The 13,873-nt window shown below is 59.6% G+C and carries 14 protein-coding genes and 2 tRNA genes; 9 read left to right on the plus strand and 7 right to left on the minus strand.

Annotated features, from left to right (window positions below):
- Positions 1 to 47 precede the first annotated feature (47 nt).
- From FLO80_RS04225 to FLO80_RS04235, 3 genes are all read left to right on the plus strand, one after another.
- On the plus strand, positions 48 to 1,190 hold the full coding sequence (locus FLO80_RS04225) for an alpha-hydroxy acid oxidase (RefSeq protein WP_111363590.1): 1,143 nt from the start codon (positions 48 to 50) through the stop codon (positions 1,188 to 1,190).
- 126 nt (positions 1,191 to 1,316) lie between these two features.
- Positions 1,317 to 4,763 carry a pyruvate carboxylase gene (locus tag FLO80_RS04230; RefSeq protein ID WP_111363588.1) on the plus strand — a complete coding sequence of 1,149 codons (3,447 nt, stop codon included), beginning with the start codon at positions 1,317 to 1,319 and terminating at the stop codon, positions 4,761 to 4,763.
- A gap of 112 nt (positions 4,764 to 4,875) precedes the next feature.
- A tRNA-Gly gene (locus FLO80_RS04235) sits at positions 4,876 to 4,950 on the plus strand.
- An 83-nt stretch (positions 4,951 to 5,033) separates the two neighbouring features.
- On the opposite strand, the gene FLO80_RS04240 is transcribed toward FLO80_RS04235, so the two are convergent.
- Both FLO80_RS04240 and FLO80_RS04245 read right to left on the minus strand, forming a co-directional pair.
- Positions 5,034 to 5,273 (minus strand): Lrp/AsnC ligand binding domain-containing protein, encoded by a 240-nt coding sequence (locus FLO80_RS04240; RefSeq protein ID WP_111363586.1) that lies wholly within the window; start codon positions 5,271 to 5,273, stop codon positions 5,034 to 5,036.
- 79 nt (positions 5,274 to 5,352) lie between these two features.
- Entirely contained in the window at positions 5,353 to 7,065 is a 1,713-nt protein-coding gene (locus FLO80_RS04245; RefSeq protein WP_188078211.1) for a hypothetical protein, read from the minus strand.
- 344 nt (positions 7,066 to 7,409) lie between these two features.
- Between FLO80_RS04245 and hisB the strand changes: the two genes are divergently transcribed.
- A complete protein-coding gene (hisB, locus tag FLO80_RS04255) occupies positions 7,410 to 7,997 on the plus strand; it encodes an imidazoleglycerol-phosphate dehydratase HisB (protein ID WP_111363580.1) in 588 nt (195 codons plus the stop codon).
- A gap of 5 nt (positions 7,998 to 8,002) precedes the next feature.
- A complete protein-coding gene (gene hisH / locus FLO80_RS04260; protein ID WP_111363578.1) occupies positions 8,003 to 8,641 on the plus strand; it encodes an imidazole glycerol phosphate synthase subunit HisH in 639 nt (212 codons plus the stop codon).
- On the opposite strand, the gene FLO80_RS04265 is transcribed toward hisH, so the two are convergent.
- Both FLO80_RS04265 and FLO80_RS04270 read right to left on the minus strand, forming a co-directional pair.
- Positions 8,642 to 9,040, minus strand: a complete 399-nt coding sequence (locus tag FLO80_RS04265) for a DUF2147 domain-containing protein (protein ID WP_111363576.1) — start codon at positions 9,038 to 9,040, stop codon at positions 8,642 to 8,644.
- A gap of 113 nt (positions 9,041 to 9,153) precedes the next feature.
- The gene (locus tag FLO80_RS04270; protein WP_111364084.1) at positions 9,154 to 9,540 is read right to left on the minus strand and encodes a DUF2147 domain-containing protein; all 387 of its coding nucleotides are present in this window, start codon (positions 9,538 to 9,540) and stop codon (positions 9,154 to 9,156) included.
- 133 nt (positions 9,541 to 9,673) lie between these two features.
- Here FLO80_RS04270 and hisA point away from each other — a divergent pair, with 133 nt between their 5' ends.
- From hisA to FLO80_RS04285, 3 genes are read left to right on the plus strand one after another with little or no spacing between them, the layout of a single operon-like run.
- The gene (hisA, locus tag FLO80_RS04275) at positions 9,674 to 10,393 is read left to right on the plus strand and encodes a 1-(5-phosphoribosyl)-5-[(5-phosphoribosylamino)methylideneamino]imidazole-4-carboxamide isomerase (RefSeq protein ID WP_111363574.1); all 720 of its coding nucleotides are present in this window, start codon (positions 9,674 to 9,676) and stop codon (positions 10,391 to 10,393) included.
- A 1-nt stretch (position 10,394) separates the two neighbouring features.
- Positions 10,395 to 11,156, plus strand: a complete 762-nt coding sequence (hisF, locus tag FLO80_RS04280) for an imidazole glycerol phosphate synthase subunit HisF (protein WP_111363572.1) — start codon at positions 10,395 to 10,397, stop codon at positions 11,154 to 11,156.
- The gene (locus FLO80_RS04285; RefSeq protein ID WP_111363570.1) at positions 11,153 to 11,467 is read left to right on the plus strand and encodes a phosphoribosyl-ATP diphosphatase; all 315 of its coding nucleotides are present in this window, start codon (positions 11,153 to 11,155) and stop codon (positions 11,465 to 11,467) included. Before hisF ends, FLO80_RS04285 begins: the two co-directional genes overlap by 4 nt.
- Before the next feature lie 243 nt (positions 11,468 to 11,710).
- Here FLO80_RS04285 and FLO80_RS04290 read toward each other — a convergent pair whose 3' ends face one another.
- Both FLO80_RS04290 and rlmB read right to left on the minus strand, forming a co-directional pair.
- Positions 11,711 to 12,184 carry a CoA-binding protein gene (locus FLO80_RS04290; RefSeq protein WP_111363568.1) on the minus strand — a complete coding sequence of 158 codons (474 nt, stop codon included), beginning with the start codon at positions 12,182 to 12,184 and terminating at the stop codon, positions 11,711 to 11,713.
- 176 nt (positions 12,185 to 12,360) lie between these two features.
- Positions 12,361 to 13,140 (minus strand): 23S rRNA (guanosine(2251)-2'-O)-methyltransferase RlmB, encoded by a 780-nt coding sequence (rlmB, locus tag FLO80_RS04295; protein ID WP_111363566.1) that lies wholly within the window; start codon positions 13,138 to 13,140, stop codon positions 12,361 to 12,363.
- A gap of 94 nt (positions 13,141 to 13,234) precedes the next feature.
- Between rlmB and FLO80_RS04300 the strand changes: the two genes are divergently transcribed.
- A tRNA-Tyr gene (locus tag FLO80_RS04300) sits at positions 13,235 to 13,318 on the plus strand.
- Positions 13,319 to 13,343: 25 nt separating this feature from the next.
- Here FLO80_RS04300 and FLO80_RS04305 read toward each other — a convergent pair.
- Positions 13,344 to 13,844 (minus strand): hypothetical protein, encoded by a 501-nt coding sequence (locus FLO80_RS04305; protein ID WP_111363564.1) that lies wholly within the window; start codon positions 13,842 to 13,844, stop codon positions 13,344 to 13,346.
- Between the last annotated feature and the right edge of the window lie 29 nt (positions 13,845 to 13,873).

Below are 13,873 nucleotides of genomic sequence, written 5' to 3' on the forward strand. Positions count from 1 at the left end.
TTGGTTTTCTGTGGACAAGCCCGCCCATCGCGCCAACAAATACGTGCATGGATTTGCACACGAAATACCCGGGCCTGCCCGATCTTGCCACCCGCGCGCGTCAACGCATTCCGCATTTCGTCTTCGAGTATCTCGACAGCGGCACAGGCAGCGAAACGACCCTGCGCCGCAACCGGGAAAAACTCGACGAGGTGCTGTTTCACCCCTCGATCCTGCGCGGCACCATGACGCCCGAACTGTCGGTTAAACTTTTCGATAAGGAAATCGCGCTACCATTTGGCATCGCGCCGGTTGGCATGTCCGGTCTGATCTGGCCCAATGCGGAAAAACTTCTGGCGAAAACTGCGGCGCGGGCGGGCATCCCCTATTGCCTCTCCACCGTCGCCAGTCAGACGCCCGAGGATGTCGCGCCCGTTCTGGGCGATCATGCCTGGTTTCAGCTTTACCCCCCCAAGGACCCCGGGGTGATGCGCGATCTGGTCGGACGGGTGAAAGACGCCGGGTTCAAGGTCCTGGCGATGACAGTCGATGTGCCGGTCGCCTCGCGCCGCGAACGACAGACACGCTCGGGCCTGACCCAACCGCCGCGGCTCACTCCGCGGCTCCTGTGGCAGGTGATGCAACGCCCCGAATGGGCATTGGGCACGCTCAGACAAGGCCGCCCGCGGCTGAAAACGATTGAAACCTATGTCGATGACAACCGCTCGCTGCCATCGACCGAACATATCGGCTACCTGCTGCGCACATCGCCCGACGCGGCCTACCTCGCCGCGCTGCGCGAGGCATGGGATGGGCCACTTGTCCTCAAGGGTGTGATGGACCCGAACGAGGCAAAACATCTTGCAGATCAAGGTGTTGACGGGGTCTGGCTCTCGAACCACGCTGGTCGGCAATTCGATGGTGCGCCTGCAAGCATCGAGGTTCTTCCCACGATGCGCGAAGCGACCGACCTGCCAATCATCTTCGACAGCGGCATCGCCGGAGGGCTCGACATCCTGCGGGCATTGGCGCTCGGTGCGGATTTCGTGATGATGGGCCGGGCCTGGCACTACGCGCTGGCGGCGCTCGGAACGCGCGGCCCCGACCACCTGCTCGACATGTTCACCCGCGATATCGTGTCGAACATGGGACAGATCGGCATCCAACGATTTACCGACCTTCCGTCGCGCCTTGTTCAAAACCGGTCGTGAACGGGACACGGCCCAGACCGCCAATGTTACAGGAATATTGCAGCACGTGTATTGCGCTGCACTGCGGCATCACGCTAGCAATGCGTGTGAACCTGTATGTTCAAGGCTCGAGGGACCCAGCAAAACATGGCCGAATTCAACAAAATCCTCATCGCGAACCGGGGCGAAATCGCCATCCGCGTCATGCGTGCTGTCAACGAAATGGGCAAACGCACCGTCGCCGTCTTTGCCGAAGAGGACAAGTTATCGCTGCACCGGTTCAAAGCGGACGAAGCCTATCGCATCGGCGAAGGGCTCGGTCCGGTTGCCGCCTATCTCGCGATTGACGAAATCATCCGCGTGGCCAAGGCAAGCGGCGCCGACGCGATCCATCCGGGCTACGGGCTTCTCTCGGAAAACCCCGATTTCGTAGATGCTTGCGACCAGAATGGTATCGCCTTCATCGGCCCCAGGGCCGAGACCATGCGCGCCCTTGGTGACAAGGCCAGCGCACGGCGCGTGGCGGTTGAGGCCGGCGTGCCGGTGATCCCGGCGACCGAGGTTCTGGGTGACGATATGGACGCGATCCGCGCCGAGGCCGCCACGGTCGGCTATCCCTTGATGCTCAAGGCAAGCTGGGGTGGTGGCGGTCGCGGCATGCGCCCGATCACCAGGCCGGAAGAACTTGAGGAAAAGGTGCTCGAAGGCCGTCGCGAGGCCGAGGCCGCTTTTGGCAATGGCGAGGGCTACCTGGAAAAGATGATCACCCGCGCCCGCCATGTCGAGGTTCAGATTCTGGGCGACAAGCATGGCGGCATGTATCACCTTTTCGAGCGCGATTGCTCGGTCCAGCGCCGCAATCAGAAGGTCGTGGAACGTGCCCCCGCCCCCTATCTGACCGATCTTCAACGCACTGAGATCTGCGAGCTTGGCTACAAGATCTGCAAGCATGTGAATTACGAATGTGCCGGCACGGTCGAATTCCTGATGGATATGGACACCAGCCAGTTCTACTTCATCGAGGTGAACCCGCGCGTGCAGGTCGAACATACCGTCACCGAAGAGGTGACGGGCATCGACATCGTTCGTGCGCAAATCCTTATCGCCGAAGGGAAAACCATCGCGGAGGCGACCGGAAAGCCCGACCAGGATCACGTCACCTTGAATGGTCACGCCCTGCAATGCCGGGTGACGACCGAAGACCCGCAGAACAACTTCATCCCCGATTACGGCCGCATCACTGCCTATCGCTCGGCCACGGGCATGGGCATCCGGCTCGATGGCGGCACGGCCTATGCCGGTGGCGTGATCACGCGCTATTACGACAGCCTTCTGACCAAGATCACCGCGTGGGCACCGACACCTAAGATGGCCATCGCGAGGATGGATCGTGCGTTGCGCGAATTCCGTATTCGCGGGGTCTCGACCAATATTGCCTTTGTCGAGAACCTGCTGAAGCATCCGACGTTTCTGTCGAATGAATACACGACCAAGTTCATCGACGAGACGCCCGCGCTTTTCAATTTCAAGAAGCGCCGCGACAGGGGCACCAAGGTTCTGACCTATATCGCCGACATCTCGGTCAACGGTCATCCGGAAACCCAGGGCCGACCGAAACCGCCCGCCGGGATGAAGCCCCCGCGCCCGCCCCACGTGCCCGCGGGGCTCGCCCCTTTTGGCACCAAGAATCTGCTCGACGAAAAGGGCCCCCAGGCCGTCGCTGACTGGATGAAAGCGCAAAGGCGGTTGCTGCTGACCGACACAACCATGCGCGACGGGCATCAATCGCTTCTGGCGACGCGGATGCGCTCGATCGACATGATCAAGATCGCACCCGCCTATGCCGCGAACCTGCCACAGCTTTTCTCGGTCGAATGCTGGGGCGGCGCCACCTTCGATGTCGCCTATCGCTTCCTGCAGGAATGCCCGTGGCAGCGCCTGCGCGATTTGCGCACGCGCATGCCGAACCTGCTGACACAGATGCTTTTGCGCGCATCCAACGGGGTGGGCTATACCAACTACCCAGACAATGTAGTGCAGGAATTCGTGCGCCAGGCAGCGGAAACCGGGATCGACGTTTTCCGCGTCTTCGACAGTCTCAACTGGGTCGAGAACATGCGCGTGGCCATGGATGCGGTGGTCGAAAACGACCGAGTCTGCGAGGCGGCTATTTGCTATACCGGCGATATTCTCGACCCGGACCGCGCAAAGTACGACCTGAAATATTATGTCGGCATGGCCAAGGAACTCGAAGCAGCAGGAGCGCATGTTCTGGGCCTCAAGGACATGGCCGGGCTCCTCAAACCATCCGCCGCGCGCGCCCTTTTCAAGGCGCTGAAGGAAGAGGTCGGGTTGCCGATCCACTTTCACACCCATGACACGAGCGGCATCGCCGGTGCCACCGTCCTGGCTGCGGCCGAGGCCGGAGTGGACGCCGCGGACGCTGCGATGGATGCGTTTTCCGGCGGCACTTCGCAGCCGTGCCTCGGTTCGATCGTCGAGGCACTGGCCCATAGCGAACGCGACACCGGTCTCGACATCGCATCCATCCGCGAAATCTCTCACTATTGGGAAGCAGTTCGCACGCAATACAGTGCCTTCGAAAGCGGCCTTCAGGCTCCGGCGTCCGAGGTCTACCTGCACGAGATGCCAGGCGGCCAGTTCACCAACCTCAAGGCACAGGCGCGCTCGCTCGGGCTTGAAGAACGCTGGCCCGAAGTGGCGCAGGCCTATGCCGACGTGAACCGCATGTTCGGCGATATCGTCAAGGTCACGCCATCCTCCAAGGTCGTTGGCGACATGGCGTTGATGATGGTCAGCCAGGGTCTCAACCGTGCCGATGTCGAAGACCCCGAAACCGATGTCGCGTTCCCCGACTCGGTCATCGACATGATGCGCGGAAATCTTGGCCAACCACCGGGCGGATTTCCCCAAAGCATCGTCAAGAAGGTTCTCAAGACCGAAAAACCCAACAACGAACGCCCGGGCAAGCACCTTGCACCGGTCGACCTTGCCGCGGCACACAAGAAGCTCGCAGAGGAGTTGGAAGGCCTCAAGACCGATACCGAAGATCTCAATGGATACCTGATGTATCCCAAGGTTTTCCTCGACTACATGGGGCGCCACCGCATCTATGGCCCGGTGCGGACCCTGCCCACGAAAACCTTCTTTTACGGCATGGAACCCGGAGAAGAGATCAGCGCCGAAATTGATCCCGGCAAGACGCTCGAAATCCGGCTTCAGGCCATCGGCGAGACGGGCGAAGACGGCGATGTGAAGGTGTTTTTCGAACTGAATGGCCAGCCCCGCGTCATCCGTGTTCCGAACCGGCTTGTGAAAGCCCAGACTGCCGCGCGCCCAAAGGCCGAGGTCGGAAACCCGAACCATGTCGGCGCACCCATGCCCGGCGTCGTGGCCAGTGTCGTGGTTGCGGCGGGGCAGCCTGTCAAAGAGGGGGATCTTCTGTTGACCATCGAGGCCATGAAGATGGAAACCGGCATCCACGCGGAGCGCACCGGCACCGTTAAGTCGGTTCATGTCGCACCCGGCGGTCAGATCGATGCCAAGGATCTCTTGATCGAGTTGGAGGAATAGAGCGCGCCTCCCAAAGAGTGCCCGGCACAGGATCTTGAAAAACTTGGGCCGGGGCGCGTTTTTTCTCTTGCAGCCCCCGGTTAGATTTCATATCTCCGCGTCACCCAAGGACGCGGGCGTAGCTCAGGGGTAGAGCATTACCTTGCCAAGGTAAGGGTCGTGAGTTCGAATCTCATCGCCCGCTCCAATTTTCCCAAGGGGGACCGAAAAAGGCGCGGTGATGACCGCGCCCTTTTCGTTTATGATGACCTTGTTCTGCCCCTGTGAACGTCAGAACGCGTTGAAGGTCAGTGTCGTCAACGACCGTTCGATCCCTTCGATATCGAGCAACTTGTCATTGATGAATTTGCCCACATCCTGATCCTTGGGAATATACATTTTCAGGATCAGGTCATAATTTCCGCTGGTCGAATACAACTCCGAATGCACCTCGCGCAACACGATCTCCTCGGCCACCTTGTAGGTCGTTCCGGGTTTGCAGCGAAGTTGAACGAAAACACAAGAGCTCATCAAAGTCCCTTTCTTGCAGCGTCATCAACAAACTGACACGCGCAAGGGCGCTGCACAATCCCCGTGCCGCCCGGCAATATCAATCGGCCCGAATCTTTTCCGCCGCCACGCCTTCTGCCACCGGCTTCTGCGCCTCGAGCCCCTCCACGACAGCTTCAAGCTTACGGACATCGGCATCCGCTCGGGTTTGGCCAGTCACATCATCCAGAACGATCTGATTGATGGCGCACCATGTCGGATAGCTGGCCCATTTGTCATGGCGACGAATCGCGGTATCGAGCGCCCGAACATTCCAGAAGGGGCTGGTTCCCGTCGCCACGGAAAACCGATTCTTCATGCCCGGCAGATAAAGCGCATGCCTCCATTGCACCGATGCGCCGTTGCGTCCGCGCGCGATATTTTCCACGGCTTTCAACACCTTTGCGCGGCTCGATGCACTCAAGCCTTCGACCACTTCCGGGGCAAGACCATAATCCCATTCATGACCATACTTGCTCATCCCCGGACGGCTGCGCGCATTGATCAGCCAGCCATTCGCCGGATCGCACCAACTCAGATCAGGATTGGCCGCATTGGCATAACTACTTTCATGAAAACGCCCGTCCCGCCATGCCCCACGCAAGACGGCGATTTCGTGGCTGGCGCCAACCGGGTCTCCTTCGAGAACCCACCGTGGCTGATCTTTGGCATATTGCGGGGTCAGGTGCCCGATCGTTGCCTGATCCTCGCGGGATGTCTTGCCCGCGACCCGCTGTGCAAGGGAAAAAACCCCGCGAGTCACCTCGTCATGTTCGGTCGGACGCTCCAATCCTGCCGAAAAGCCCCAGTTTCGAACCGATGTGATGGTGAGGTAAATCGGGCGTTGATCAAGGGGATACATGCCCCGCCAGCGACGCATCTTCTTGCCAATTCGGGGGCTGTAGGTCGTTGTTCCAGACCCATATGACGCAAGATAGTTCTCGCCCGGGTCAAATCCGGCCTTCACCCGTTCGGCCCGCTGGAGCGATGTCCACTTGCGGGCTTCCGCGGCCGGATTGACCAGGACCACAAGATCACCGATGATCGGCTTCATCCGCGCGCCGAACCCGCCATCCCACGTGGGCATTCGGTGCGCGTCGATTGCCTCCAGAGCGCGCTTTTCCATCAACGACGCCAACATGTTGCCACCCAGCGAATGGGCAAACACCAGAAACTTGTCGCGGCGCGGATCGCCCGGGGCACGGTCAAGCACGTGCTCGATCCGGTCGAGCACCTGTCCGAGAACTGCGTGCCCGCGCCATTCATCCCCCAATCGGGTCGAGACGTCTCGACGCCCCCAGAACGTCGGAACAGCGCCCAGAACATAGGGGCTCATCGCAGCATCGACCTGAAGCGGCGGTTCCGCGAAGGAGCGCCCGCGCCAGGCAACGAATACGCCGGTCAAATCGGCATCACAATATTGCGCTTTCTGGATGCAGCGCGCGTTCATCGCCGCACGGGAATACCCCAGAAGGCGGCGAAATTTCTGAAGGTCGCCATCCCGGATCGCCGCATCATGTCGCCAACCGTGAATATAGGCCACCACATAGTTCTGACGTCCCGACGCACGATTCCGCGCAAGATGTTCGATCAACTGATCCAGTTGTCCCTGCATCTGGAGGCGGTTTTCGTCATGCATCTCGACAAAGGCCAGCGCGTAGCGATCAGGGTTGCGCAAAGCCGCCCCGTGGTGATCAGCTTCGCGCGCCCACATGGACAATCCTGACGCATCGCGCATGACAGGAAGCTCATGCTGTTGCAGATAGCACCGCATTGGGTGATCCTGCCCGGCAAACAGGCGCGGAGCTTCGAGATTGTCCGGCCCAATTCGATAAAGTGGCAGGCAGAGATCATTCTCGGGGGAAATAAGACGATGCACCTTGTCGACCTGGGTGCATGCGGACAGAAGGATGAAAAACAACCCGAGGCCTAGAAAATAACGACGCATAATCAAGCCACCCCAACAAGCAATCAAATCAAGAAAACAACATTTCCCGTAAAAAGGGAACATGCAGATGCGCTACACCCCGACCCGATCGCACCAGATAGGAACCCGGGCACTTGGAAGCGCTCAACCGGCTGCGTATAACGAGCGCAGAAAACCGGAAGGGACCACAGATGCGCAAGGCCCAGATCACCCGCGAGACGGCTGAGACCAACATCAGCGTCGATCTCGATATCAACGGGGAAGGCAGCTATGACAATGAAACCGGGGTCGGCTTCTTCGATCACATGCTGGACCAGCTCGCCCGGCATTCGTTGATTGACATGACAGTGCGCTGCAAGGGCGATCTGCACATTGACGATCACCACACGGTCGAGGATGTCGGAATTACAATCGGTCAGGCACTGACGCAGGCCCTTGGTGATAAACGCGGCATCCACCGCTATGGTTCTTGCCTGCTGCCGATGGACGATGCCTTGGTCCGGGCGGCGCTTGATCTTTCGGGACGGCCCTATCTGGTCTGGGATGTCGATTTCCCGACGACCAAGATCGGAACATTCGACACCGAGTTGGTGCGCGAGTTTTTTCAGGCACTCAGCACGCATGGTGGCATCACCCTCCATGTTGAGGCATTGCACGGTCTGAACAGCCACCACATCGCCGAGGCGGCATTCAAGGCGGTCGCACGCGCGTTGCGTGACGCGGTCGAAACGGACCCGCGAAAGGCCGACACCGTTCCTTCGACAAAAGGGGCGCTCTAGTTCAAATGATCACGGCCATCATCGACTATGAATCCGGCAACCTGCATTCCGCCGAGAAGGCCTTTCAGCGCATGGCGCTCGAAACCGGCGCGGGCGAGGTGCATGTCACATCCGATCCCGACCTGATCCGCGTTGCGGATCGGATTGTCCTTCCGGGCGACGGGGCCTTTCCGGCTTGCCGCAAGGCACTGTTCGACCACCGTGGCGTTTTCGAGGCCATCGAGGAATCCGTGATCACCCGTGCCAAGCCTTTCATGGGCATCTGCATCGGAATGCAGATGATGGCGACCAAGGGTCTGGAATATCAGGAAACACCCGGGTTCGACTGGATCGGCGGCGAGGTGGGCCGGATCGAACCCGAAGACGTATTACTCAAAGTGCCACATATGGGGTGGAACGACCTTGTGATTGACCGGCCGCACCCTGTTCTCAACGGGATCGACACCGGCTGCCACGCGTATTTCGTGCATTCCTACCATTTCCGCGTCACCGATCCAGATGAACGGATCGCCCATGTCGATTATGGCGAAGAGATCACGGCCATCGTCGGTCGCGACAACATCATCGGCCTGCAATTCCACCCCGAGAAAAGCCAGACGACCGGCCTTCGCATCATCGAGAATTTTCTCAAGTGGCGACCCTGATCATTCGACTCGGGTCCATGTCTGAGCCTGGCAAACCGGGCCAAGGCATCCGCGCACCTTGAGTCGAGGGCCATTGAGTTCAAATGTTCCGCGCACCGTCGCGCCCAATTGGCTTATGTGCATCAGACCCTCGTAGCGGCCATCACCCGTTCCGGTGACATCCCAGATGACCCGTTTGCCCACATTGGGTGTCTTGACCGGTTGCCCGGCCTCGTCAAAGGCCCGCGTGACCGTTCCACAAAGCGCCCCGCCGCAAGGCGAAATCGAAACATGCCCGACCTGTCCCTTGTAGTCGGGCCCGGTCACCCAAAGCCCCGGCAATCCGTCGCCATGAGCCAAGCCACTCCAGAGTGCGAATGTGATTGCCGCAACAAGTATCGGATGCTGCAGATACGGCATATCCTTACCTTATCGTTTCAGACCGATCAGGTCATATGTCTACACCACCTCCATGATTCGACCTATCATTGGTTTCGCAAAGCGGTGTGTCCGCATGTCATGCCTTGTCCGGGTTACTTCACCCGGGTCCATTTCTGGCTCGAACAAATCAGCCCACCGGCCACACATCCCTTGAGCGTCAGGCTGTTGCCCTTGACCTGCATCTTGCCGATATAAATCTTGTCATTCGACGGGCGCCAAACCCGTCCACTATAGCTCCCATCACCACTAGGCTTCATGTTCCGCACGAGAACCTTGCCCTTGTTGGGCGAATTGTATTCACCATCCGAGTTGAACGTCCGGGCAATGGTCCCGCAAATATTTTCACCGCAGGGTTTCATCGCGATATGTGCGTAAGACCCGTCATCCACCTCGGTTTTCCACATGCCTTCCGCAGGATCGGCCGCGGCCATCCCCGCCGATAACGCCGCCGCTACAGCGGCCATGATCACTCTCTTCATATCCATACCTCCCGATGATACCTCAATGATCCTCGCGCGGCATCCCCGTCGCAATCAAGCCTCTCCTTGGGTCACGTTGCATTTTCCGCAGGACCATGCCAAAGCGCGAAGGCAGTAAAAAGGGCGGCAAGTCATGATCCTCTACCCCGCGATCGACCTCAAGGACGGCCACGCCGTGCGGCTTGTGCATGGTGAAATGAACCGCTCGACAGTGTTCAACGAAAACCCTGCCGCTCAGGCGCTCGATTTCATGCGGGCGGGCTGTGAATGGCTGCACCTTGTCGATCTCAACGGCGCTTTCGCCGGCGAGCCGGTCAACGCGTCCGCCGTCGAGGCGATCCTTGCGCAAACCGATCTGCCCACACAACTGGGCGGCGGCATTCGCAACATGGAAACGATCGAACGATGGCTGTCCAAGGGGCTGACCCGGGTGATACTCGGCACCGTGGCCGTCGAGAATCCGAACCTCGTGCGTGAGGCCGCGCGCCGTTTTCCCGGGCAGGTCGCCGTGGGGATTGATGCACGCCACGGCAAGGTCGCAACCAAAGGCTGGGCCGAGGAAACAGATGTCGACGCGACCGATCTTGCCAAGTCCTTTGAGGATGCGGGCGTTGCCGCCATTATTTACACCGACATACTGCGTGACGGTGCAATGAAAGGCCCGAATATCGAGGCGACGGCGGCGCTGGCCAATGCCGTTTCCATTCCGGTCATCGCATCGGGCGGGGTCTCGTCGCTGGACGACCTCAGGGCGTTGCGCGATTGCGGGGCACCGTTGAACGGCGCGATTTCCGGTCGCGCGCTTTATGACGGGGCGATTGATCTGCCCGAGGCATTGGCGATACTGAGGTAACATGCTCAAGACCCGTATCATTCCCTGTCTCGACGTTGCCGATGGCCGTGTGGTCAAAGGGGTGAATTTCGTCGATCTGGTCGATGCCGGCGATCCGGTGGAATCGGCGCGCGCCTACGATCACGCTGGTGCAGACGAAATCTGTTTTCTTGACATACATGCCACGCATGAAAACCGCGGGACGATGTTCGACGTCGTCAGCCGAACCGCCGAACAATGTTACATTCCGCTCACTGTTGGCGGCGGTGTGCGCAGCGTTGCCGATGTTCGGGCGCTGCTTCTGGCCGGGGCCGACAAGGTCAGTTTCAACTCTGCCGCAGTGGCAAATCCCGACGTCGTGGCCGAGGCGGCCAACCAGTTCGGAAGCCAATGTATCGTGGTCGCCATCGACGCCAAGACCGTCAGCCCCGGAGAATGGGAGATATTTACCCATGGCGGGCGCAAACCGACCGGCATTGACGCCGTGGAGTTTGCCCGAACGGTTGTCAGCAAAGGCGCCGGTGAAATCCTGCTGACATCGATGGATCGTGACGGCACACGCGCAGGTTTCAACCTGCCCCTGACCCGCGCCATTTCCGACGCCGTTGACGTGCCAGTCATTGCATCGGGCGGGGTCGGCACGCTGGATCATCTGGTCGAAGGCATCACCAAGGGCGGCGCGAATGCGGTTCTCGCGGCCTCGATCTTTCATTTTGGCGATTACACGATCCGCCAAGCCAAGGAGCATATGGCCGCGACCGGCATTCCCATGAGGCTCGAATGACACTCGACGATTTGGAAAAGATCATCGCGGCCCGGGCCTCTGCGTCACCCGATGAAAGCTGGACCGCGAAACTTCTGGCCAAGGGGCCGGAGAAAGCGGCCGAGAAGTTCGGTGAGGAAGCCATCGAGGCAATCATCGAAGCGGTCAAGGGAGATCGTGAGAAGCTGACCACCGAAACGGCCGACGTGCTGTTTCACCTGCTGGTCATGCTCCATTCCCGAGGCGTGACGGTCGATGCGGTCATGCACGAACTTGAATGCCGCCAGAATCAAAGCGGGTTGACGGAAAAGGCCTCCCGACCAAAGGGGTGAAACCCTTTCGTGGCTTTACCGCACCGAACGGCGACAAGGGCGCGCCATGTCCGAAGGCCATCACTCGCCCGAATAGGCATAGCCTCCATCGTCGGGTGGTGCGCATCCGGGCATGCCCATGGTGAATATGGTCATAAGCAATGCCAGAAATAACGAAGCATTTTTCATTTATTTCCCCCTTTGCTGCAAGGGCATTCGTTTATCGACGTCAAAGACTGCCTTTATAGCACAGGGGTGTTGAACCTACAATTTCGAGGAAATCACGCCCGTATTGAACCCACCCATCCTGAGCTCACCGAACAGTCGCTGATACTCGATTTTCGGACAGCGGTTCATGATCACGTCGACGCCGCGTGCGCGCGCCGTTTCGGCAGCTTCGGGACTTTCGACACCGATCTGCAACCAGATTGTCTGGAGGTCGGGAAACGACTCCAGAGCCTCGTCCACAATCGGCGGCACATGTTCGGAGCGGCGAAAAATATCCACCATGTCCACCGGGTCTTCGATCTCGGACAGCGAAGCCCGCACCGTCTCACCGAAAAGCACCTTGCCGGCGTGGCCGGGATTGACCGGGATAACCCTGAAGCCCTTGAGGTTGAGATATCGCGCGACATAAAAGCTTGGCCGCACCTCGTTCATGGAAACCCCGACGACGGCAATCACCTTCGTTCGGGACAGGATGTCGCGCAGATGCGCATCGGAATACGACTCACTCATACGTCTTGCATACGCTTTGCCGGCATGGAAAAAAAGCGCCCGGACGAAACCGGGCGCTAGTCACGGAACGAGGGACAGTGAATAGAGGGGCGGGAGTTCCGTGCCCGACCCTCGCCTAAGAGATAGGCGTGATTCCGATGATATAAAGGGCATGTAATAAACCTGTGAATACCGCGTTACCGGGGCAAGGAAGCGTAGAGCGCCACAGCCGCCGCATTCGAGACATTCAAGGATCCAAACGCATCTGCAAACGCAATTCGGACAAGCGCATCGCAGGTTTCCCTGGTCTTTTGCCGCAGCCCCGGCCCCTCGGCGCCCAGGACGAGCGCGACCGGCCGGTCACGACGCGCTTCAAGCGCCTCTTCAATGGTCTGATCCGCCTCACCATCAAGACCCAGCACGAGATAGCCCATCGACCGGAGTTCTTCGATCGTTTGGGCAAGATTGCGCACGCGCAGATAGGGTTGGCGCTCAAGCGCACCGCTGGCAGTCTTGGCCAGTGCCCCGGTTTCAGGGGCCGAGTGATGGCGAGGGGCGATAACGGCCAACGCACCGAATACTTCGGCCGAGCGCAGGATTGCGCCCACGTTATGCGGATCGGTCACGCGGTCGAGCAAGATCACGCGCGGCACGTGACCTTCCCTGGCCATGCACAGGTCCGGCAAAGCCCCCCAGTCGAGAGATCTGACTTCGAGCGCGGCCCCCTGATGCACGGATTGCGGATCGAGCGGAGCCGCGAATTTGCGGGCATCCGAAATCTCGGGCGTGATGTCGCTTTCCGCGATGGCTGAGGCCAGTTTGTCGGCGGCGTTGCGAGTCACCACGAGACGCAGTTTGTCCCGGCGCGGGTTCAAAAGCGCATCGCGCACCGCATGGAGCCCGAACAGCCAAACGGTTTCCGAAGCCGCCGCGCGGCGCGCTTTTTCCTTGTCGATGACCCAGTCGGGTTTCTTCATACGCGCCTCTGAAAAACTGCTGTTTTGACGCCGCTTATCATGGGATTTTCCTGTTGACGACCCCGGGGTTGGCAAGTAATCACGCCGACACAGTGGGCGACAGGCCGCAAGGTGTGGCAGGGGACTGTAACTCCCTCGCGGAGACGCACGCTAGGTTCGATTCCTAGGTCGCCCACCACTATCATCCCAAACGACGGCAACACTCAGGGCATCAGGATTGATTTGCGGTCGAACCGTGCCGTGTCGCGGCTCAGGTCATCATAGATGATTTCCACTTCGACCGCGGCAATCGACCCAAGGGGGTGGACCTCGTAGATCGTGGCATCCTGCGGGATCGCATTGGGTTGCGCCGTATCTTCGTCACAGCCAGCCAGCGGCCAATCCTGCATCGGTCCGTCATTGATCGCATATCTCAACCCGACCATCCCGCACCGCCACGAAAGAATATGTGTCATATATATCAGATCGTTGCCGTCAAACTCCCGCACCGCCACCCAATTGGCCCTTGTCGCGTTCATGATTGGCTTGATCTCGGTCGCCGTGGTGAATTTTCCGCTAGGCACCTGCGGTTCGGCCGCGTAGCTCTGGGGCGATGCACCCGATTCAACGGTTTCCAACGCACCCGGTCCAGCCGCGGTGTCGCCGCTACCGCTGTTCGCTGAACCAAGGCCGATCGCGATCAGGATGAAAAACAGATCAAGCATGACTATCCCTTTCCTCGACAGATGAATCA

Source organism: Aquicoccus porphyridii (genome assembly GCF_008369105.1).
GTDB classification, from domain to species: Bacteria; Pseudomonadota; Alphaproteobacteria; order Rhodobacterales; family Rhodobacteraceae; genus Aquicoccus; species Aquicoccus porphyridii.